This window comes from Clostridium sp. DL1XJH146, assembly GCF_054819755.1.
On sequence record NZ_JBTVVN010000002.1, the window covers coordinates 12839 to 34852 of the forward strand.

General features: G+C 31.9%; 18 protein-coding genes. All 18 read right to left on the bottom strand.

Features of this window, described 5'->3' with window-relative positions:
- Positions 1-221: 221 nt before the first annotated feature.
- Complete coding sequence (locus tag ACVHXK_RS01600; protein ID WP_461204598.1) at positions 222-2240, bottom strand: sodium-translocating pyrophosphatase; 2019 nt, start codon at positions 2238-2240, stop codon at positions 222-224.
- 26 nt (positions 2241-2266) lie between these two features.
- A complete protein-coding gene (secG, locus tag ACVHXK_RS01605; protein WP_461204599.1) occupies positions 2267-2491 on the bottom strand; it encodes a preprotein translocase subunit SecG in 225 nt (74 codons plus the stop codon).
- 200 nt (positions 2492-2691) lie between these two features.
- Positions 2692-3993: a phosphopyruvate hydratase gene (eno, locus tag ACVHXK_RS01610; protein ID WP_461204600.1), complete on the bottom strand. Its 1302-nt coding sequence runs from the start codon at positions 3991-3993 to the stop codon at positions 2692-2694.
- A gap of 111 nt (positions 3994-4104) precedes the next feature.
- On the bottom strand, positions 4105-5643 hold the full coding sequence (gene gpmI / locus ACVHXK_RS01615; RefSeq protein WP_461204601.1) for a 2,3-bisphosphoglycerate-independent phosphoglycerate mutase: 1539 nt from the start codon (positions 5641-5643) through the stop codon (positions 4105-4107).
- An 87-nt stretch (positions 5644-5730) separates the two neighbouring features.
- Entirely contained in the window at positions 5731-6480 is a 750-nt protein-coding gene (gene tpiA, locus ACVHXK_RS01620) for a triose-phosphate isomerase (RefSeq protein WP_461204602.1), read from the bottom strand.
- A gap of 16 nt (positions 6481-6496) precedes the next feature.
- Positions 6497-7693, bottom strand: coding sequence for a phosphoglycerate kinase (locus tag ACVHXK_RS01625; protein ID WP_461204603.1), 1197 nt, complete (start codon positions 7691-7693; stop codon positions 6497-6499).
- A gap of 111 nt (positions 7694-7804) precedes the next feature.
- Positions 7805-8812, bottom strand: a complete 1008-nt coding sequence (gap, locus tag ACVHXK_RS01630; RefSeq protein ID WP_461204604.1) for a type I glyceraldehyde-3-phosphate dehydrogenase — start codon at positions 8810-8812, stop codon at positions 7805-7807.
- Between the two features lie 53 nt (positions 8813-8865).
- Positions 8866-9909, bottom strand: coding sequence for a sugar-binding transcriptional regulator (locus ACVHXK_RS01635; RefSeq protein WP_461204605.1), 1044 nt, complete (start codon positions 9907-9909; stop codon positions 8866-8868).
- A 137-nt stretch (positions 9910-10046) separates the two neighbouring features.
- Positions 10047-11396: an RNA polymerase factor sigma-54 gene (gene rpoN, locus ACVHXK_RS01640; RefSeq protein WP_461204749.1), complete on the bottom strand. Its 1350-nt coding sequence runs from the start codon at positions 11394-11396 to the stop codon at positions 10047-10049.
- A gap of 250 nt (positions 11397-11646) precedes the next feature.
- Positions 11647-12585: an ABC transporter permease gene (locus ACVHXK_RS01645; RefSeq protein ID WP_461204606.1), complete on the bottom strand. Its 939-nt coding sequence runs from the start codon at positions 12583-12585 to the stop codon at positions 11647-11649.
- Positions 12578-13672, bottom strand: a complete 1095-nt coding sequence (locus ACVHXK_RS01650; RefSeq protein WP_461204607.1) for an ABC transporter permease — start codon at positions 13670-13672, stop codon at positions 12578-12580. Before ACVHXK_RS01650 ends, ACVHXK_RS01645 begins: the two co-directional genes overlap by 8 nt.
- Positions 13673-13686: 14 nt before the next feature.
- Entirely contained in the window at positions 13687-15204 is a 1518-nt protein-coding gene (locus tag ACVHXK_RS01655) for an ABC transporter ATP-binding protein (RefSeq protein WP_461204608.1), read from the bottom strand.
- Positions 15205-15310: 106 nt separating this feature from the next.
- Positions 15311-16438 carry a BMP family lipoprotein gene (locus ACVHXK_RS01660; protein ID WP_461204609.1) on the bottom strand — a complete coding sequence of 376 codons (1128 nt, stop codon included), beginning with the start codon at positions 16436-16438 and terminating at the stop codon, positions 15311-15313.
- 213 nt (positions 16439-16651) lie between these two features.
- Positions 16652-17134 carry a tRNA (cytidine(34)-2'-O)-methyltransferase gene (locus ACVHXK_RS01665; protein WP_461204610.1) on the bottom strand — a complete coding sequence of 161 codons (483 nt, stop codon included), beginning with the start codon at positions 17132-17134 and terminating at the stop codon, positions 16652-16654.
- 102 nt (positions 17135-17236) lie between these two features.
- Complete coding sequence (gene splB / locus ACVHXK_RS01670; RefSeq protein ID WP_461204611.1) at positions 17237-18238, bottom strand: spore photoproduct lyase; 1002 nt, start codon at positions 18236-18238, stop codon at positions 17237-17239.
- Positions 18239-18376: 138 nt separating this feature from the next.
- Positions 18377-19207, bottom strand: a complete 831-nt coding sequence (locus ACVHXK_RS01675; protein WP_461204612.1) for a Cof-type HAD-IIB family hydrolase — start codon at positions 19205-19207, stop codon at positions 18377-18379.
- 220 nt (positions 19208-19427) lie between these two features.
- Positions 19428-20939: a VanW family protein gene (locus ACVHXK_RS01680; protein ID WP_461204613.1), complete on the bottom strand. Its 1512-nt coding sequence runs from the start codon at positions 20937-20939 to the stop codon at positions 19428-19430.
- A 231-nt stretch (positions 20940-21170) separates the two neighbouring features.
- Positions 21171-22010 (bottom strand): YjjW family glycine radical enzyme activase, encoded by an 840-nt coding sequence (locus tag ACVHXK_RS01685; protein ID WP_461204614.1) that lies wholly within the window; start codon positions 22008-22010, stop codon positions 21171-21173.
- Positions 22011-22014 lie beyond the last annotated feature (4 nt).

A 22014-nucleotide genomic window follows, 5' to 3' on the forward strand; every position in this document is an offset into this window, starting at 1 on the left:
TAACAAAATTTTATTTATAAACACCAAATTAATAAAAGCTTAATAAGCTTTTATTATTAAGCTTTATAACTCTCGCAATAAATTAAAGAGATTTTTTAGCTTCGCTAAAAAATCTCATCCTTAATTGTGTATTGTAAATTGTGCATTGTGCATTATTATTTGAAAAGTTCTATACAAAAAGACCATTGAATTAACAATGGTCTCTTAAAATCGTAATTATTCTATTTATTAAATAAGTTTATCAATATTCCACCATACTGTGCAAGTACTGGAGCGAATACTAGAGAAACAATTGTCATAAGCTTGATTAAGATATTCATTGAAGGACCAGATGTATCCTTGAATGGGTCACCTACAGTATCACCAACAACTGCAGCTTTATGAGCGTCAGAACCTTTACCGCCATGAGCTCCACCTTCGATGTACTTCTTAGCATTATCCCAAGCACCACCAGCATTAGCCATCATAATGGCCATAAGCACTCCTGATGCTACAGCCCCAGCAATTAATCCACCAAGTGCTTCTACCCCTAATAGGAATCCTATAGATATAGGTACAACTATTGCTAATATACCAGGTAAAATCATTTCGTGCAAAGCTGCGGCAGTAGAAATATCAACACATTTCTTATAATCTGGTTTAGCTTTACCTTCCATTAATCCTGGAGTTTCTTTAAATTGTCTTCTTACTTCTTCAATCATCTCATTAGCAGCTTTTCCAACAGACTCCATTGTCAAAGCACCAAATAAGAATGGAAGCATAGCTCCAACAAGCAATCCAACTAGAGTTACTGGAGTTAAAACATCTATTTTTTCTAATCCTGTTGCTTGTGCATATGAAGCAAATAAAGCTAATGCAGTTAATGCAGCAGAACCAATTGCAAATCCTTTTCCTATTGCTGCTGTTGTGTTACCTACAGCATCTAATTTATCTGTTATTTCTCTAACTGATTCTGGTAATTCAGCCATTTCAGCTATACCACCAGCATTATCAGCTATTGGACCATATGCATCTACTGCTATTGTTAATCCAGCTGTAGAAAGCATTCCAATTGCAGCTAAAGCTATACCGTATAATCCCATATTAGGATCAGATGCTCCGCCCATAATGTAGAAAGCAACTAATACACCAACTGAAATAAATATGATAGGGAACATTGTAGAATACATACCTATTCCTAAACCAGAGATCATAGTAGTAGCAGCTCCTGTTTCTGATTGTTTAGCAATTTTCTTAACATATTTATGTTCGTCTGAAGTGTAAACTTCTGTAATCTTACCTATTAACATACCTACTGCAAGTCCAGCAACAATTGCGCCAAAAGCTTTAAAGTCTCCATAAATTGAATTACTTAGAACTCCAGCTACAATAATTACTAATACACCACCTATATATGTACCAGTATTTAATGCTTTTTGAGGATTATCACTTTTGCTCTTTCTAGCTATAAAAATACCTATAATAGAAGCAATAATACCACAAGAAGCCAATATTAATGGGAACATTACTTTGATATCATCCCCTTTAAATAGGAATGTACCTAATGTTAATGCTGAGATAATAGACCCAACATAAGATTCAAATAAATCAGCACCCATTCCAGCAACATCACCAACGTTGTCTCCAACATTGTCAGCGATTACAGCAGGGTTTCTTGGATCATCTTCTGGAATACCAGCTTCTACTTTACCTACAAGGTCAGCTCCAACGTCTGCAGCTTTAGTATAAATACCTCCACCAACACGAGCAAATAGAGCTATTGAACTTGCACCTAATGCAAAACCAGTTATATACTTTACTTCACCATCAAAAACCATAAAAAACAATGTAATGCCTATAACTCCTAATCCTACAACTGCTAAACCCATAACGGCTCCACCTGAAAAAGCAATTTCTAAGGCTTTGCTTTGTCCGTTTCTTGCTGCATTTGCAGTTCTAACGTTAGCTTTAGTTGCAACTTGCATACCAAAATAACCTGCAAAAACAGAGAATAAAGCCCCAACCACAAAGCAAATTGCAGTTTTTGGGTCTATTGCAATCCCAAGTACAATTGCAACAACAACAACAAATATTGCAAGATATTTATATTCTCTAGTGAGGAAAGCCATTGCCCCTTCGTGAATATATCCTGCGATTTCTTTCATTCTGTCTGTACCAGCATCCTCTTTTGCTATCTGCTGACTCAAATAAAATGCTAAAATCAATGCAATAATTCCTGTAATAATTGGTAAAAATTCCACCTGTACTCCTCCTTATAAATTCATTATTAAATTATTGATAAAGCTGATGTAATAAGCAAAAATACTATTGCTAATACAACAGTAGCTTTTGAAAGCATAGATTCACGTGTTTTTGTTTTATTTTTAGAATAAAATGTGTCTGCTCCTGATGAAACTAGATTAAACCCATCAGTTTTACCTGGTTGCAGTAGAACAGATACTATCAATAACACCGAAACTATTACTAATGCCACAATTAAAAATGTACGCATATATACATACCTCCTATGATAAGTCAGAAAAAATTCCATTTTTCTAATTTCAACAAAGTCAATTTTATCACATCTTAACCTAATTTTCAATGAAATCTAAATAATGAATATTTCCCAACTCATTCTAATGCATAATAAAGGGCAATCCTCAGATTACCCTTTCCTAAACATTCTATCTTTATTTTTAATTTAATATTAAATTATTTATTTAAGTTGTAGAATGTTTTCATTCCTCTGTATTCTGCTACTCTACCTAATTCTTCTTCAATTCTTAATAATTGGTTGTACTTAGCAACTCTTTCAGATCTAGCAGGAGCACCTGTTTTTATTTGACCAGCATTTACAGCAACTACTAAATCAGCTATAGTAGAATCTTCTGTTTCACCAGATCTGTGAGATATAACAGCTGTATAGCCAGCTCTTTCAGCCATTTCTATAGTATTTAAAGTTTCAGTTAAAGTACCAATTTGGTTTAATTTAACAAGTACTGAGTTAGCAGTCTTTGTTTCAATTCCTTTAATAAGTCTGCTAGTATTTGTTACAAATAAATCGTCACCAACTATTTGAACTTTATCTCCTATTTTGTCAGTTAACATTTTCCAGCCAGCCCAATCTTCTTCAGCCATACCATCTTCAATAGATATGATAGGATATTTTTCTACTAATTCAGCATAGTAATCTGTCATTTCTTCTGAAGTTAATGTTCTTCCTTCACCTGTTAATTCGTAATTTCCTGTTTCTTCATTGTAGAATTCAGTTGAAGCTGGATCAAGAGCTATAAATAAATCTTTTCCTGCTTCATATCCAGCAACTTCTACAGCTTCAAGAATAATTTTTATTGCATCTTCATTTGTAGCAAGGTCAGGTGCAAATCCACCTTCATCACCAACTCCAGTAGATAAACCTTTTTTCTTAAGTAGTGATTTTAATGAATGATATACTTCTGCGCACATTTGTAATGCTTCTGAGAATGTTGCAGCTCCAACTGGCATTACCATAAATTCTTGCAAGTCAACTGTGTTATCAGCATGCTTTCCACCATTCATAATGTTCATCATAGGAACTGGAAGTACTTTAGCATTCACTCCACCTATATATTGATATAGACTCATTTCTAAATATTCTGCTGCAGCTCTTGCAACGGCTAAAGAAACACCTAACATAGCGTTAGCACCTAATTTAGCTTTATTTTCTGTTCCATCTATTTCTATCATAGTTGTATCAATTAAAACTTGGTCTAATGCATTCATGCCTACTAATTCTTCAGCAATAATTTCATTAACATTTTCTACAGCTTTTAATACGCCTCTTCCTAAATATACATCTTTATCTCCATCTCTTAATTCAACTGCTTCGAATTGTCCAGTAGAAGCTCCTGATGGAACAGCTGCTCTTCCTACTGTACCGTCTTCTAGTTCTACTTCAACCTCAACAGTAGGGTTTCCTCTTGAATCAAGGATTTGTCTTGCGTAAATGTCAATAATTTCAACATAACTTTTCATTTTATTTGCCTCCTAAATATTTTATTAGATATATTTTAATTAAATGTAAACAAAAATCAAAAACTTTACTAAAGAAAAACTATTAATATAAAGTTTTTAATTATTGTAAAACTATCTTACAACCAATGTTTTTCCTGTCATTTCTTCTGGACTTTCCTCTCCCATAGCTTCAAGCAAAGTAGGAGCTATATCTGCTAAAACACCTTTGTCTCTAAGTGATACATCTTTTTCATCATTAGATACATATACAAAAGGAACAGGGTTTATAGTATGAGCAGTCATAGGATTTCCAGTTGAAAAATCAATCATTTGCTCTGAATTACCATGGTCTGCAGTTATAAATATTTTACCATCTTTTTGGAGCATCTTATTTACAACTCTATTTGCACACTCATCTACAGTTTCTATTGCTTTAATTGCTGCTTCCATTATTCCTGTGTGTCCAACCATATCTGGATTAGCAAAATTTAGAATTATTAAATCATACTCATCACTATCAATTCTAGTAAGTAGTTCTTCTGTAACTTCATATGCACTCATTTCTGGCTTCAAATCATAAGTAGCAACTTTTGGAGAAGGAATTAAAGCTCTATCTTCACCTTCGTTTGGTTCTTCTACTCCGCCATTAAAAAAGAATGTTACATGAGCATATTTTTCAGTTTCAGCAATTCTTAATTGCTTCTTCCCTAATTTGCTAACATACTCTCCAATGGTATTTGTATATTTTTCTGGTTTAAAAGCTGCTTCAACATTTTTAAGTGTGCTATCGTATTGAGTCAATGTTACATATGTCAAATCCAAGCTATTTCTTTCAAAACCATTAAATACTTCATCATTTATTGCTCTAGTTAATTCTCTTCCTCTATCTGGTCTAAAGTTAAAGAAAATAACTGAATCTTTATCTTTAATTGTAGCTTTTGGTTCTTCATTATCTAAAATTACACTTGGAAGAACAAACTCATCATTCTTATTATCATGATAAGATTTTTCAATAGCTTCTATTGCACTATTATAGTATTCACCTTTTCCATAAACTAATGCATTATAAGTTAGTTCCACTCTTTCCCATCTATTATCTCTATCCATTGAATAGTATCTTCCACTCAAAGTAGCTATACTGCCTACTCCAATTTCAGCCATATATTCTTCAATTTCTTTGATAAATTCTATTGCAGATGAAGGAGGAGTATCTCTTCCATCAAGAAAAGCATGTAAGTATACTTTCTTTAAATCATTCTGTTTAGCTAATCGTAGAAGCCCTTTTATATGTTCGATATGAGAATGAACTCCTCCGTTAGATAGAAGGCCCAAAAGATGCAACGCTGAATCATTTTCTTTCGCATTATTCACTGCTTTTAAAAGCGCCTCATTTTCAAAGAAGTCTCCATCTTTTATTGATTTAGTTATTCTTGTTAGCGCTTGATATACAACTCTACCTGCCCCTATGTTCAAGTGTCCTACTTCCGAATTTCCCATTTGTCCATCAGGTAATCCAACAGACATTCCACTTGCGCCAAGGGTAGTATGAGGATATTCTTTCCACAATCTAGAGAAATTTTCTGTTTTGCCAGCCTTTACTGCATTTCCTTCTTCTATATCCGAACAACCAAAGCCATCTAAAATCATTAGCATAACTGGTTTTTTAGTCATATTCCCACCCCCATATAAATACAGTTTATATGTCTATCTTAACATAAATCATGTGTCATTTAGTTAATTTAATAAGTTGTTAACAGTTTATTTATCAAAATTAACAATTGCAGCAAAATCTTCTGCTTTTAGAGCTGCTCCACCTATTAAACCACCATCTATCTCTGGTTGAGCCATTTGAGCTTTTATTGTATTTGGTTTAACAGAACCGCCATATTGAATTCTTACCTTTTCAGCAGCCTCACCAAACATATCTCTAACTACTTTTCTACAATAAGCTATTGTTTCATTTGCTTGCTCATCTGTAGCTGTTTTTCCAGTACCAATTGCCCAAATAGGTTCATAAGCTATAACCATACTAGCAACTTGTTCTTTATTAAGCCCTGCTAAATCTAATTTTAATTGTCTTCCTAATTTTTCTTCTGTAATATTTGCTTCTCTTTCTTCAAGAGTCTCTCCACAGCAAAGTATTGGTATTAAATTATGTTCAAATGCTTTTTTAAGTTTTTTGTTTAGATCAGTATCTTTCTCATTAAAATAAGTTCTTCTTTCGCTATGTCCGAGCACTATATATTTAACTCCCATTTCTTCTAGCATTCCTGGAGCTATTTCGCCTGTATAAGCACCTTTTTCTTCATAATGCATGTTTTGTGCACCGACTTTAATATTTGTTCCTTCTGTTGCTTTCAAAACTGCATCTAAACATACTGCTGTAGGGCAAACTACAACTTCTGCTTCTGCCTGCTCAACTAGAGGTTTTAACTCCTCTATTAATTGTACAGCTTCTTTAACAGTTTTATTCATTTTCCAGTTTCCAGCTATTATAGGCTTTCTCATATCAAATCCTCCTTAATTATTTATCTTTTAGAGCAACGATACCTGGTAATTCCTTACCTTCTAAAAATTCTAATGAAGCTCCTCCACCAGTTGAAATGTGAGTCATTTTTTCTCCAAATCCAAGTTGGTTTACAGCTGCTGCACTATCTCCTCCACCAATTATAGTCGTAGCGTCTGCTTTAGCTAAAGCGGATGCGACTGCTATAGTTCCTTTAGCAAAGTTTTCAAATTCGAATACTCCCATAGGACCATTCCACACTACTGTCTTAGCGTTAATTACAGCATCAGCATACATTTTAGCAGTTTTAGGACCAATATCCATACCCATATATTCTGCTTTTATGTTTTGGTCTTCTGTTACGACTGGTTCAGTAGTAGCACTGAATTCCGCTCCGGTTATATGATCTACTGGTAAAAGTAATCTTACTCCCTTTTCTTCAGCTTTAGATATCATCTCTCTAGAATATTCTACTTTATCTTCCTCTAAAAGTGAAGTTCCTATTTCATATCCTTGTGCTTTAAGGAAAGTATAAGCCATTCCTCCACCTATAATTAAAGTATCTACTTTATCTAATAAATTATTTATAACATTAATCTTATCAGAAACTTTAGCTCCACCTAAAATTGCGACAAAAGGTCTTACAGGTGTTTCTACTGCTTCTCCTAAGAATTTGATTTCTTTTTGAATTAAGTATCCACATGCAGATTCTTCTACAAATTCAGTAACTCCAACAGTAGAACAATGTGCTCTATGTGCAGTACCAAAAGCGTCGTTAACAAACAAATCTGCTATTGATGCTAAATCTTTTGAAAATTCTTCTCCATTTTTTGTTTCTTCTTTTCTGTATCTAGTATTTTCAAGAAGTACTACGTCTCCTTCTTTCATTTGGGCTACAGCTTTTTTTGCTTTATCTCCAACTACATTATCATCAGCAGCAAAAACAACTTCTTTTCCAATCATAGAAGAAAGTTCCTTTGCCACAGGTGCTAGAGATAATTCGGCCTTTGGCTCACCTTTTGGCTTACCTAAATGAGAACAAAGTATAACTTTTGCTCCATTTTCTATTAAATACTTTATTGTTGGAAGCGCTCCAACCAATCTATTCTTATCAGTTATTACTCCATCTTTTAGTGGAACATTAAAATCACATCTACAAAGGACTCTTTTTCCTTGAACTTTTAAATCTTCAACAGTTTTTTTATTTAATTTCATGGGAATTTCTCCTTTCAATTTCAAAAGATATTTATCTAAAAACAGGGTTGACCTCATAGCAATACTACAAACCCAACCCTTTTTTTATACTAGATTAAACTACTCTTATGATTATAATCTGTCAGCTACGTATTTAGTTAAATCAGCTAATCTGTTAGAGTATCCAGCTTCATTATCATACCAAGATACAACTTTAACTAATTTTTCTCCAACTTTCATTGTAGATAATGCATCTACTATAGAAGATCTTTCGTCTCCTCTATAATCAATAGAAACTAATGGTTCGTCACTATAACCTAAAATTCCTTTTAATTCGCCTTCTGAAGCAGCTTTAAATGCAGCGTTGATTTCTTCAACAGTAGCATCTTTCTTTATAGTACAAACTAAATCAACAACTGATACAGTTGGTGTAGGAACTCTTATAGCCATACCATTTAATTTACCTTTTAATTGTGGTAAAACTAATGATACTGCTGCTGCTGCACCTGTAGTTGTTGGTATCATTGACTCTGCTGCTGCTCTAGATCTTCTCAAATCACTATGAGGAGCATCTAATAATTTTTGGTCCCCTGTGTATGAGTGTATTGTAGTCATTAATCCTTCTTCTATTCCAAACTCTTTATCAAGAACTTTAGCAAAAGGAGCTAAACAGTTTGTTGTACAAGAAGCATTTGATAAAATGTTGTGAGCTTCTGCATCATATTCCTCTTCATTTACACCCATAACTATTGTCTTATCTTCACCTTTTGAAGGAGCAGAAATGATAACTTTTTTAGCTCCAGCTTCTATATGTTTGCCAGCAGTTTCTTTTGTTCTAAAGAAACCAGTACATTCTAATACGATATCAACGTTTAATTCACCCCAAGGTAAATTTTTAGGGTCTCTTTCTGCATAAATCTTTATTTCTTTGCCATTTACAATTATAGCGCCTTCTGCTGCTTCTACTGTACCGTCAAATTTTCCGTATAATGAGTCATATTTTAATAAGTGTGCTAAAGTTTTAGGATCAGTTAAATCATTGATTGCAACTATTTCTAAATCATTGCTATAGTTTGCCACTGCTGCTTTAAATACATTTCTACCAATTCTTCCAAATCCATTAATTGCTATTTTTTTCATTTTTAAAAAACCTCCTAAATTTTATGTTAATTTATATAAAATATATTACTAGCTTAATTATTGTCTATTTCTTCTTTTATTATTCTAACAATCTCTCTTGCTGCACCTTCATCAGTAAAAAGAATACTATTTCTATTATATCTTTCTGTAGCTATTATAGCCTTTGCTTTTCGTTTGCCACCAGAAATTGCTACTAGTCTTTCAACATTTTCCATAGTCTCTTTTTTTATACCAACAGTAGGTGTTGAAAATACTATTTCGCCTTTTATATTAAAATAACACCCAAAAGCTTCACCAACAGCTCCTAATCGTTCTAATTCACTAATTACTGTTTCTGGTAGACCTCTTTTTTCAGCCATTTTAACAGCTCTTCCAATTCCATAAATTAAAATATCAGCATTATCGATACTGTCAACTACATCTTTAATACTTTTTTCTTTAAGAATTGTTTTTAAAGCAGAATCACTTAAATTGTCAGGTACATGAAGCATTTTATAATTAGCATTTAATTTTTGTGCAAGTTTTGCTGTGAGCGTATTAGATTGTATTTCAACATTTCTACCCATACCGCCTCTAGCCGGAACAACTAAAATATCTTTCAAACTTTGGACTGACGGGATATTATCAATAGCTTTCTTTACAGAAGAACCTCCTGTAATTGCGATTATGCTATTATCTTCAATATTTTCTTTTATATATTTAGCTGCAGTTCTACCCATTTCATTTAGAACTATTTTATTTTCGTCTAAATTCCCTGGTACAACATAAACTTCTTTTACCATAAGATATTTTTTTAAAAATTCTTCAATTTCATATAGTCCTCTAATTTCATGAATAAAGTCTTTCAGTTTATCAAGCACTTCTTCTCCGTCCGGAGTAATTCCCATACCTTCAGTCGTTATTTCAATTAAATCTTGCTTTTTTAATACATTAATTTCCGTCCTTACAACTCTTTCTCCGAGTCCTAAAATATTGGCTAATATTCGTCTGCCAATTGGAGCATTATAATAAATAGTTCGTAAAATACTATATCTTTTTTCTAATACATCTAATAATTCTGGTACTATCTTCTGCTGTAATTTTAGGATGTCATACAAAGCAAACACTCCCTGGCTTTTTTTTGTCCCGCATTTCAATTTCGTGTCCCATATTCATTATAATGTATCTCAAACTATTTTTAAATAGTTTTTTTAAAAAAAATAAAAAAAATTCTAGGTAGCTAATTTATACCTACCTAGAATCTTTTTCTTTTACTTGAAGATTTTACTCCCAATTCTTCTCTATACTTTGCAACAGTCCTTCTAGATATTTTCATATCCTTATCTTTAAGTAACTCGCTTATTTTTTGATCTGAGAAAGGCTTCTTTTTATCTTCTTCCTTTATTATATCCTCAATTTCTTTTTTTATTAATGTCGTAGAAACATCTTCACTAGAATTAGATATACCTACAGTAAACAAGTCTTTAATTCTAATAGTCCCATTATCTGTATAAACATATTTATCTCTAATAGCTCTACTAACAGTTGATTCGTGGACGCTTATTTCATCAGCAATATCTTTTAGAGTCATTGGTTTTAAATATTTATCACCAAAATCAAAATAATCTCTTTGCAATTCTACAAGCTTATTTAATATTTTACTTATTGTATTTTCACGCTGATTTATACTCTTGATTAAGAACATTGCGCTATTAAGCTTATCTTTTATATATTTTTGCGCATCTTTGTTTTCATCTCTAAAGAGCAAATTCTTGTACACGCTATTAATATTAAGCTTAGGTGTAAAATCATTGTTCATAATAACAAAATATTCTTCTCCTATTTTCCTTATATAAGCTTCTGGTACAATAAATTTAGTGTCATCACCTGTATAAAATCCTCTAGCGGGTTTTGGTTCAAGAGTTTTTATAATGTCTCCATATTCTTGAGCTTTTTTAGGTGTAATAGATAATTCTTTTGCGATATTTTGAAACTTATTTTCTGCCACATATTCTAGATAATTATCAACTATAAGGAAAAGATTATCATCCTTTATATTTTTTCTGAGCAATTGAATTGTTAAACACTCTTTTAAATCTTTAGAACCTATACCTGCAGGATCTAAATTTTGCACAATATTCAGACAATCAATAAAATCATTTTCTTCAATTCCAAGCTCACTACTTAAATCTTCAATTCCAACATACAAATAACCTCTGCTATCGATATTTTCTATAATATATTCGCATATATTATGTGTTAATTCATCTAGCTTTAAATCGTTTAATTGTTCAAATAAAAACTCTTTTAGTGTTTCTCTACCTGAAATAAAATTGAATGGAGATACCTCTTCATCAGTATTACGACTATAATTACCATTTCCATAATCATCGTCTATGTGTTTAATGATTTTTTTTAATTCTTCCACTTCTTTATCTGCACTATCCTGCTTATACTCGGCTTCTAAAATAGGATTTTCTTGAATTTCCTTCTCAATCTGAGTACTTAATTCAAAATTCGACATTTGAAGCAGTTTAACGGACATTTGCATTTGTTGTGTCATAATTAATTTTTGTTCCTGCGTTAGTTTTAAGTCAAATTCCATTTTCATTATATCACCACTTACTAGTAAACGATTTTTTCAATCATATTATAACATAATTACAAACCATTTTAAATGCACAATTAAATTCAAAAGATAAATACAAATTCACAATGCACAATGCACAATGCACAATTACGGATGATTTTCTTCCCTTTGGTGAGAAAATCTTTAATAAAACAAAAGCTTCTCGACGTCAGTCAAGAAGCTTCCTCAATTGCAAATTGCACATTGCTAATTGCAAATTATTCTTTTATCTCTCACCCTTAACATAAGGTGTTCCATCAGCTTTTGGTGCTACAGTTTTACCAACAAATCCTGCTAGGGCAAGCATTGTAAGCACGTATGGAATTGCTTGATAAACTTGAGTTGGAAATCCCCAACCAAATCCTTGTGCAAATAATTCTAAACTACTAGCGAACCCAAAGAAAATAGAAGCCCACATTATATTAAATGGCTTATAATTACCGAAAATCATTGCAGCTAGAGCTATAAATCCACGTCCTGCCACCATACCATCTCTAAATAATCTAATAGACCCTAAAGATAAATAAGCTCCTCCCATGCCAGCTAAAGCACCTGAAAGAATAACACAAAAATATCTCATAGCATATACATTTATACCTACTGTATCAGCTGCACTAGGATGTTCTCCAACTGCTCTTATCCTTAATCCAAGTGATGTTTTATTCAAAATAAAATATGATACAAATACGAGCACTATAGCAAAAATTACAAACCAATCTAAATCTGCTAGGAAAGCACCTACTAATGGTATTTTTGAAATAGCCGCTGAAGGATATGGTATTCCTTTAACACTATCAGTTTGACCATTTGTTCCATATAATTTATAAATCAAGAATGAAGCAAGACCAGCCGCAAATAAATTAATAGCAACCCCTGAAATTACCTGATCCGCTCTTAAACTAACACTCAAAACTGCATGAATCAGCGAAATAACAGCTCCTGCCAAAATACCACACAGTAAACCTATCCATGGATTCCCAGTAGAAAGGGTTGCTGCAATGGAAAAGAAGGCTCCTGCCGTCATCATACCATCAAGACCTATATTAACTACTCCTGATTTTTCTGAAAACATTCCGCCTAAAGCTGCATACAAAAGTGGAGTAGCCATTCTTAGTGAAGCTGCTAGAATCGCTAATATTATTGGTAATCCACCAGTACTATTCATGTTTAAGCGCCCCCTTCTTTCTCTTTTGTCCAAGCCATTTGTATAAATAATCAGCTGCTACAAAAATAATTATTACTGCTTGAATTAATGAAACTATTTCCTGAGGTATGCCCGCCATTTGCAAAGTAAGCGCAGAATTATTTAAAGCTCCTAATAATAAAGCTGAAAATACAACTCCGATTGGGTGACTCTTAGCAAGCAAAGCAACTGTTATACCATTAAATCCATAGTTAGTAAATCCAGCTAGTTGGAAGCCTTGCAATTGGACTCCTGCTAGATGTGTTGCACCACCAAGTCCAGCTAAAACTCCTGAAAGTGCCATTGCTAGCACTATATTTTTCTTTACATTTATACCCGCATACTCCGCTGCATCCGCATTCAATCCAACAGCTCTTATTTCATATCCTTGAACTGTTTTCCAGAAGAAATAATAAACGAGAATAGCACATAGTATTGCTATAAACAAACTAACATTAACTCTATACTTCGAGCCCATAAATCTCCATAGCTGAGCTGTTTCTTGTATTTTATTTGTAGTTGCAGAACCAGGTTTATTAAAAGGTCCTAATATGAAATAGTCTGAAACTGCCAAAGCAATAAAATTCATCATGATAGTATTTACAACTTCATTTGTTCCTGTTTTAGCTTTCAAGAACCCTGGAATACCAGCCCAAACTCCTCCAACTACAGTACCTGCCAATAAAACTAATATTATATGTATTACAGTAGGTATTCCCGGAATCAAACCAACAAGCGTTGCCGCAAGTATACCCATAATGAATTGTCCTTCAACACCTATGTTAAACAATCCAGTTTTAAACGCGATAGCATTTGCAAGTCCTGTAAAAATTAAAGGTGTAGTGCTGGCTAATGTATTTAAAAATTTGCTTTTACTCCCAAAGCTACCCTTCCATAATGCAGAAAATAAATCCTTTGCTGAAAATATAAAGCCTTCATTTTTTACCCACATAACAATAAAAACAGCTAAAAACATAGCAATTAAAATCGAAACTATTGGCAACAATAAGTTGCTTCTAAATTGTTTATATATGGAAGAAGTCATCTTCTCCTCTTTTTTAGAAGTCATCTCTATCCCTCCTTCTATTTTTCATTAAGAGTACCACCAGCCATTAGAATGCCTAGTTTTTGCTCTGTAGCATCTTTTGCATCAAGTATATCAACAATTTCTCCATCATACATAACGGCAATTCTATCAGATAATGACATAACTTCATCTAATTCTAATGAAACTAACAATACAGCTCTTCCTTTATCTCTTTCCGCTACTACTCTTTTATGTATATATTCTATCGCTCCAACGTCTAATCCCCTAGTTGGTTGAGCTACAATCAGCATATCAGGGTCTTTGCTGATTTCTCTAGCTACAACCATCTTTTGCTGATTACCACCAGATAAAGAAGATGCCATAACCGTTTCGTTTGGAGTCCTTACATCAAATTCATCTATTAATTTCTTTGCATGTTCATGTATATTAGAATAATCCATTATAACACCTTTTGAGAAAGGTTCTTTATAATGACTACCCAAAACAGAATTCTCTGCAAGAGAATACTTTAATATTAATCCTCGTTTATGCCTATCTTCCGGAACATGACTAATCCCTTTCTCCATAACTTGTCTTGGTGTTAATCCTGTAATATCTTCACCCTTAAATATTACTTTCCCACCCGTTGATTTTCTAAGTCCAGTCATTACTTCAATAAGCTCTGATTGACCATTTCCGTCAACACCGGCAATTCCAAGTATTTCACCTTTATGTAATTCAAAATTTACACCTTTAAGAATAGGCAAATTCCGAAGGTCTTTAGCTTTTAAATCTTCTATTCTAAGTACTACTTCGCCCTCTTTAAGTTCTTTTTTCTCAACTTTTAGATTTACTTTTCTTCCTACCATCAATTCTGCTAACCCATCTATGCTAGTTTTTGATGTTTCAACTGTATCAATTACTTTACCTCTTCTAACGATTGTAACTCTATGACTCATACTCATTACCTCTTTAAGTTTATGAGTTATGAGAATAACTGATTTACCTTCTTTATTCAAATTGCCTAGAATTTTACCAAGTTCGATTATCTCTTGGGGTGTCAATACCGCAGTAGGTTCATCAAGTATTAATATTTCCGCTCCTCTATAGAGAGCTTTTAAAATTTCCACTTTTTGTTGCTGCCCCACTGTAATATTTTCTATTAAATCATCAGGATTAATGTTAAAACCATATTTAGTAGCTAGTTTCTTAACATCTTCCTTAGCTTTTTTCATATTTATTTTAATGCCTTTTTTAGGTTCACTACCCAAAATAATACTTTCTGCTACAGTAAAATTATGTACTAACATAAAATGTTGATGCACCATCCCTATACCAGCTGCAATAGCATCTGATGGGCCTTTGAAATTAACTTTATTACCCTTTACAAACAGTTCACCTTTTTCAGGTTGATATAAACCATATAAGACATTCATCAAAGTAGTCTTTCCAGCACCATTTTCACCTAGAAGTACATGGATCTCACTTTTTCTTAAATCAAAATCAACATCCTCGTTAGCAATTACTCCCGGGAATATCTTGGTAATTTTTTTCATTTCAACTACCTTTTCCATGTTTTCAACTCCTTAAAATTTTAGATTATAGAGTTTAAAAAAAGCTAGATGTTAAAGCACCTAGCTTTTCTATTAAATTAATTATTACTTCTTTATTAAATAATGATTATAGTTCAACAACTTCAAAAGCATCTAATTCATCTTTTGTTGCAGGAACAACTAAATCACCATTAACTATAGCTTCTTTATACTGCTCACATAAATCAATTACTTCTTGAGGAGTATTATCTGAAGTTGTTGGAGCTATTCCAACGCCATCTTCAGCTAAACCATAAGTAACAACTTCTCCACCTTTGAAGTTTCCTTCAATTAAGTCTTTTGTTACAGCATAAGTTGCATTATCAACTCGTTTCATCATAGAAGATAGAATAGCACCAGCAGATTCTGGCATTATAGCAGCTTGGTCTGAATCTACACCAATAGCCCATACTTCTTTTCCATCTTCTCTTTCAGCAGCAGCCTCTTGAATTAATCCAGTACCGCACGCACCAGCAGCATGGTAAATTACGTCACAACCACTATTATATAATGCTTTAGCAGCTTCTTGACCAGCTTGTGGATCATCAAATGCACCTGTATATCTTACATTTGTTCTATCCATTAAGTTTGCAGCAGCTTCTGGATTTACAGATTTAACACCTGCAATGAAACCATATTCAAATCTTTGGATTAATTCCATATCAATACCGCCAATAAAACCAATTTCATTAGTTTTTGTCATTTTACCAGCAATAACTCCCATTAAGAAAGAACCTTCTTGCTCTTTAAAAGTAATTGAAGCAACATTTGGTAGGTCTACAACAGCGTCAATAATTGCAAAATTAGTGTCTGGATTTTGTTCAGCAGTTTCTTTAACAGAAGACTCCATTAAGAAACCAACACCAAATACTAAATCATGTTCTTCAGCAAGTGAAGTTAAGTAAGTTGCATAATCATCTTGGCTTGAAGCTTCTAAAATTGCTGGCTCAATTGTATAATCTTCAGCAATTCTGTCCAATCCTGCGATTGCAGAATCATTAAAAGACTTATCGCCTCTTCCACCCATATCTGTAGATAAACCTACTGTAACATCTGTTTCTACTTGTTCTGGAGTTTCTTCTGCTTCATTGTCTGTAGCTTCATTGTCTGTAGCTTCATTGTTTGCAGCATTGTTGTTCGTGCTACCGCAACCAGCAAATACTGATGCAACAATAGCAATACTAGCTAAAACAGCTATAATTCTAGTTTTTTTCATTTTATTACCCCCTGAAAATTTATATATAACAATTCATATTAAAATAAATCATTTTAATATGAATTGTTAATGACTAAGTTGGTATATCATAAAAATTTTGTCATAAAATCCACAATAAACTTTATTATAATTCTAATATACGTTAAATCCATGTAAAAATCAAGAAACATATTGTTGTAATACATACTGTAGTAAAAATTATATTTATTTTTGTTATCTCATATCAGGAAATCCAATTTGTCTCAAAACCTCATAAGCTACAACCGCTGCTGTATTGGATAAATTAAGTGACCTTGTAGATGTTTTAAGCATAGGCACTCTAATACATCCCTTTTGATATTTCTTCATTATTTCTTCTGGTAACCCACTAGATTCTCTACCAAACACTATAAAATCTCCTTTATTATAACTAGCATCACTATGAAAATTTTCTCCCTTAGTTGTAGCAAGATATATATTAGCATAAGGATATTTTTGTTCAAATTCCGAAAAAGATTCATGAACCTCAACGTCTAGTTCTGGCCAATAGTCTAATCCCGCTCTCTTTACATCTTTACCCATCAAACTAAAGCCTAATGGCTTAATTAAATGTAATCTTGCTTTTGTAAGCACACAAGTCCGGCCGATATTACCAGTGTTTTGTGGTATTTCTGGTTGAAATAATACTATATGTAAGTTAGGTTCTTCTATTTTCATTTCTTTCTCCTTATTTATCATAATTCTTTAACATATATATATTACTTCAAATTTCGATATTGGTAAAGATTTTTTTTACGCAAGCTAAGTTCTGCAACCCCATTAAATAATATACTTTATTTTTCCTTCTCCAAATATTTCAGTAATATTTTTAATAAAAAACTCTTTCACTTCTTGCATATTTTCTTTATTATATACAAACTTACCGTATCCGAATTGTCCATATTTATAAATTCTATTTTCTTCGCCTAAAGGCAACTTAGTTTTTGGAAAAATATTCACTATATTTTCTTTAGCTCTCGGAGTGTACCTATGTGTAATTACCTCAAATTCTATTTCTTCTGTTTTTATACTTTTCTTAATCTTTTTTAATAAATCTAAATATTCTTCTTTCCAATTATCGTAAATAATAACAGGTGCAATTATAAATCCAAGTTTATATTTTGCCTCACTTATCTTTTTAGACGCTTCTATTCTCTTATCTAAACTAGGAGTTTTATGCTCATATTCTCCTATTACATAATCAGTATTCAATGTAAATCTAATTGTAGTCCTCTCTTTATGGTCAATATTTAAAAGAGAATCTACATCTGTAAATTTTGTAACAAATCTAAAGGCTGCATTTTCTTTATTTGCTACAAATTCTATAGTTTTTTTAATCAGTCCTGTATATGGCTCAACTGGTAGAGGATCTGATGTTGCCGCTCCCTCAAAAGTAATTAAATTTTTATTATCTAAATATTCATCAGCTTTTTTTAATATCTCATCAATATTGGCATAAACTTTTATATAAGGCCGTTTACCAAACTGTGTATGTAAATAACAGTATTCACACATCCCAGGGCAGCCACTAAGAAGCGGTATTTGATAATCCGCTGATGGTTTACAAGTCTGAAATTCAGTGATCTTTCTTGTGCCTACCACTAAAATCTTTTTCCCTTTATGATATCTTTCACTTAACTCCTTTTTTGATAATCCTGAAACTCTACCCTGCTTATTAATTTCTATATCAATATCTTTTTTTTCAAAATATGAATAAATATTATTACCAATATTATATTTAAGCGCTTTTTCTTCAAAAATAATTTTCTCCGGTACAAACATAAATACTCATCCCCTATAATTCATAGTTTAGCCGTCCTAATGGATTTTATGCAATAAAAAACATAGTAGAAAACTATAGTATTAATGGGCTTGTTCCAATTATATTTAAATTGAAACATCTATATTTTGTATTATTCACTAAATACTATTAAGTACAAACTTTTCAATAACCTTTGCAACACCATCATTATCATTTGTATCTGTGACGTATTGAGCTACTTTTTTAACACTATCTAATGCATTTCCCATAGCTACGCCTAAACCAGCATACTTTATCATGGAAATATCATTTTCATTATCCCCTATACAAATAATTTCTTCTTGCTTTATATTATACATTTCAGCTAATACTTTTACTGCTGTACCTTTACATACACCTTTTCTACTAACTTCAAAATTCATTTCTCCCGAGCTAACAACATCAACATCTTCCAATAATGAAATTTCTTCTCTAGCTTTTTTCAAATCATCAGCATCTCTAGATATTGCAATAAATTTTAATATATTATCTTTCTCGTCTCTTATAAATTTCTCTATGTTTTTTTCAACTAGTAGTTTAACTCTTTTATTTTCAGGTAAGCTTTCATTGTATTTTATATACAAATATCTTTCTGGATAATCCTCTGGTGAGCATACAGTATCATGTGTATTAAACATTTTCAAAAAACTATATTTTTTAACTATTTCATAAATATCAAAACAATTCTTTTGTGTTAAAGTTTTTTCATAAATAACTTTTTCTTTGTCTTTTTCTCTAATATAAGCTCCATTTGATGCTATTACAGGTGTTTTCACTCCCAATATTTCAGCAAAATTTCTTGCAGAAACAAAAATTCTTCCTGTTGTCACTGCTATGTGAACACCTTTTTTTATAGCTAATCTCAAAGCTTGTTTATTTACTTCACTTATCTCACCTTTAATATTAAGCAATGTATTATCCATATCTATGCATATTAATTTATATTCCATTTTCATAATCCTCCTATCGATTTCCAAACATTTTTTTTGATTTTGATTATGTTTAAAGAATTGTTTATATTTAAAGTATGGTTTTTTAAATAAGATTTATTTCTAAATAGTGTGAAATTTTATTGTAAAAACAATACTAGTATATCAACAATATTATAAAACATACCTAAAAAACAAACCCACGTCCTGCAACGTAGGTTTATTCAACTTATAAATTTTATTAATTCTCCGTAGTAGCAGGTGTTTGTTCTGCAGCTGGTTCTGTTGTAGTAGGTTCTTCATCAGTAGTTGGTGTTGCTTGTGTTGTATCTTCAACAACAGGTTCTGGTTCTTTCGTTCCTACTCTTTTAACTCCATTAATAGGTACATAATAATCAGAAGAAATTGTTTGTGTTTCAATTTTTGTATCTCCCTCATAAACAGTTCTATATACTTTAGCCTTGTATCCAGTATGAGGCTGAGTATCAAATTCTTCTTCACCAACTAACATATTAGGGTCTTCAATAATCTTTGTTGTTGGTTCAAATGTTGCATATACATCATTTGTTATTACATAACGTCTATTAGTTAACTCTTTAGCTGAGAAAATATTAAAATACAAATTCTTGCTTTTTGAGTATCCCTGTATATATATAGGATAATCAAAATTATTCTTGAATGCAAAATCTAAATTACCATAATCAACTGTAGCATCTCTACCAATATCTGCATAATGAGATGGGTATGTATGATGTGACCTGTCAACAATTTCATAACCACCTTTAAGAGCTGCATTATATAATGTTGTTGAAACTTGACATATGCCTCCGCCTAATCCAGGAACCAATTCTTTATTTACAATTACAGGAGCTTCCATATAACCTGCTGCTGCCGTTCTTTTACCAACAACCTCATTAAAACTGAAAGTTTCTCCTGGCATAAGTAATAATCCATTAATTGCCTTAGTCGCCACTTCAATATTAGTAGATCTAGCATACGATGATGTTGTATAGCTAGTATTATGTGAACCTACTATTGTATCAATAGATCTTAATTGTTTTCCTGTAGGTTCTGCAATCAGTTCTTCTATTGGTGCTTCTACAGTAATATCTCCTTCTTCTTCTTTAATTTTTTCATTTATTAAAGAAATAAGTTCTTTTGAATCTACAATAGCTCCTTTAACATCGTCAGTAACTTCAAACTTTGAGTTTCCGAGATATTTTATTGATGCCGCTTTTGGCTCTTTGTTTATTTCTTTTTCAATTTGAGAAATCACGCTGTCAATAGGTTTCTCGTTGTATGAAAAATCTAAATCAAGTTTTTCATCCACTGGTTTATATATAGTTTTAAGTTTATCAATAATACTCATATCTTTTCCATATTCAAAAGCTTCACTAATAGTCTCTTCAATATTATAAGTTGCATTTAGTTCATCATAACCAATTTGGAATTTCTCTTCTCCAACAGTAATTTCAACCTTTTTTTGTAATATAGCATCACTGAATTCCGTCTTCAATTTACTGCTAGCTTCATCTTTAGTCATTCCTGTTAAATTTATATCTTCTACATATACATTTGGCATAATTAAATCATTCCATTTTTGAGCTACTGAATAAAAATATGAACCTGTCCCAATAATTGCTACTGCAAGCAAAGCGGCAATACTTATGCCAATTTTCTTATTTTTGCTTTTTTTACTCTTCTTACTTTCCTTTGGAACTTCTTTAGTTTCCACAGTATTATTAGTATCCATACTGCATACCTCTCTTTCAACTTTATTGTATTCATAATAAAAAACAAATCAATATTATTCCACTAATAATTATAACGAATATAAATAACATTGTATCATATTTCGTTAATACTTTGTTTACAAAAAAGTATCATATTATTAATTCAACACACATTTTTTTTATAACATAATGTGCAATTTGCAATGTTCAGAGTGCAATTATTGATGATTGCACATTGCTAATTGCAAATTTTATTTTGAAATTCTTTCTTGTCCTAATATTTCACTTGCTATACTAGATAAATATAAATATTTTTCCTCATCTAAATTAGGTGAGTTTTTTAAAACTCCTTCTACTCCTTGGTTCCTAAATTGTATAAGTTTCAACTTTGAATAATCATTTAATTTCTGAACGTATTTACTTATTTTTCCAACAATTTCTTCATCAGCTGTAAATTCTTCTACTAGTACTGTTCTTATTTCATACAACTTCCTCTCCTTAGAAATAAGACTAATATTACCAAGTACAGTTTTAAGGTCAAGACCTGTTAGGATTCTATGCTTCTCTTCATCAAAGGATTTTAAATCAATCATAAATCCATCAGTAACGTCAATCAGCTTGTTCAATTCTTTTTCTGCAATATATCCATTACTATCTATAAATGTATTTAAAGTAGTGTTCTCTTTAATAAGTTTAAACAATTCAACAATAAATTCAGATTGGAGCGTACATTCTCCTCCAGAGATTGTTACTCCATCAATAAAATTTTTATATTTTAATACTTGTTTAAATATATCACTAGCTGTGTATTCTTTAATCTTAGGAGATGCACATTTATTACAAGTTTTTATGCATGTATCGCAATCAATACAATTTTCTTCTAACCAAAAAACTTTACCATTATTTATAGTAAGTGCTTTAGCAGGACACTTTGGAACACAAAGTCCACAATTATCACATAGTCTTTGTGTTTCAGGGTTATGACAATATAAACATCTCATATTACATCCTTGCAGAAATATTACTAATCTACATCCAGGTCCGTCAATAAAAGAATTTTTAATAATTTTATTAACTTTAGCTTTCTTCATCTAA

Excerpts from the sequence above, each read along its gene's own strand:
- eno (WP_461204600.1), bottom strand. The coding sequence starts at position 3,993 with ATGAAAAGTTATGTTGAAATTATTGACATTTACGCAAGACAAATCCTT.
- ACVHXK_RS01685 (WP_461204614.1), bottom strand. The coding sequence starts at position 22,010 with ATGAAGAAAGCTAAAGTTAATAAAATTATTAAAAATTCTTTTATTGAC.
- ACVHXK_RS01680 (WP_461204613.1), bottom strand. The coding sequence starts at position 20,939 with ATGGATACTAATAATACTGTGGAAACTAAAGAAGTTCCAAAGGAAAGT.
- rpoN (WP_461204749.1), bottom strand. The coding sequence starts at position 11,396 with ATGGAATTTGACTTAAAACTAACGCAGGAACAAAAATTAATTATGACA.
- ACVHXK_RS01665 (WP_461204610.1), bottom strand. The coding sequence starts at position 17,134 with ATGAAAATAGAAGAACCTAACTTACATATAGTATTATTTCAACCAGAA.
- ACVHXK_RS01650 (WP_461204607.1), bottom strand. The coding sequence starts at position 13,672 with ATGACTTCTAAAAAAGAGGAGAAGATGACTTCTTCCATATATAAACAA.
- tpiA (WP_461204602.1), bottom strand. The coding sequence starts at position 6,480 with ATGAGAAAGCCTATAATAGCTGGAAACTGGAAAATGAATAAAACTGTT.
- gap (WP_461204604.1), bottom strand. The coding sequence starts at position 8,812 with ATGAAAAAAATAGCAATTAATGGATTTGGAAGAATTGGTAGAAATGTA.
- ACVHXK_RS01655 (WP_461204608.1), bottom strand. The coding sequence starts at position 15,204 with ATGGAAAAGGTAGTTGAAATGAAAAAAATTACCAAGATATTCCCGGGA.
- ACVHXK_RS01675 (WP_461204612.1), bottom strand. The coding sequence starts at position 19,207 with ATGGAATATAAATTAATATGCATAGATATGGATAATACATTGCTTAAT.
- gpmI (WP_461204601.1), bottom strand. The coding sequence starts at position 5,643 with ATGACTAAAAAACCAGTTATGCTAATGATTTTAGATGGCTTTGGTTGT.
- secG (WP_461204599.1), bottom strand. The coding sequence starts at position 2,491 with ATGCGTACATTTTTAATTGTGGCATTAGTAATAGTTTCGGTGTTATTG.
- ACVHXK_RS01660 (WP_461204609.1), bottom strand. The coding sequence starts at position 16,438 with ATGAAAAAAACTAGAATTATAGCTGTTTTAGCTAGTATTGCTATTGTT.
- ACVHXK_RS01645 (WP_461204606.1), bottom strand. The coding sequence starts at position 12,585 with ATGAATAGTACTGGTGGATTACCAATAATATTAGCGATTCTAGCAGCT.
- ACVHXK_RS01625 (WP_461204603.1), bottom strand. The coding sequence starts at position 7,693 with ATGAAATTAAATAAAAAAACTGTTGAAGATTTAAAAGTTCAAGGAAAA.
- splB (WP_461204611.1), bottom strand. The coding sequence starts at position 18,238 with ATGTTTGTACCGGAGAAAATTATTTTTGAAGAAAAAGCGCTTAAATAT.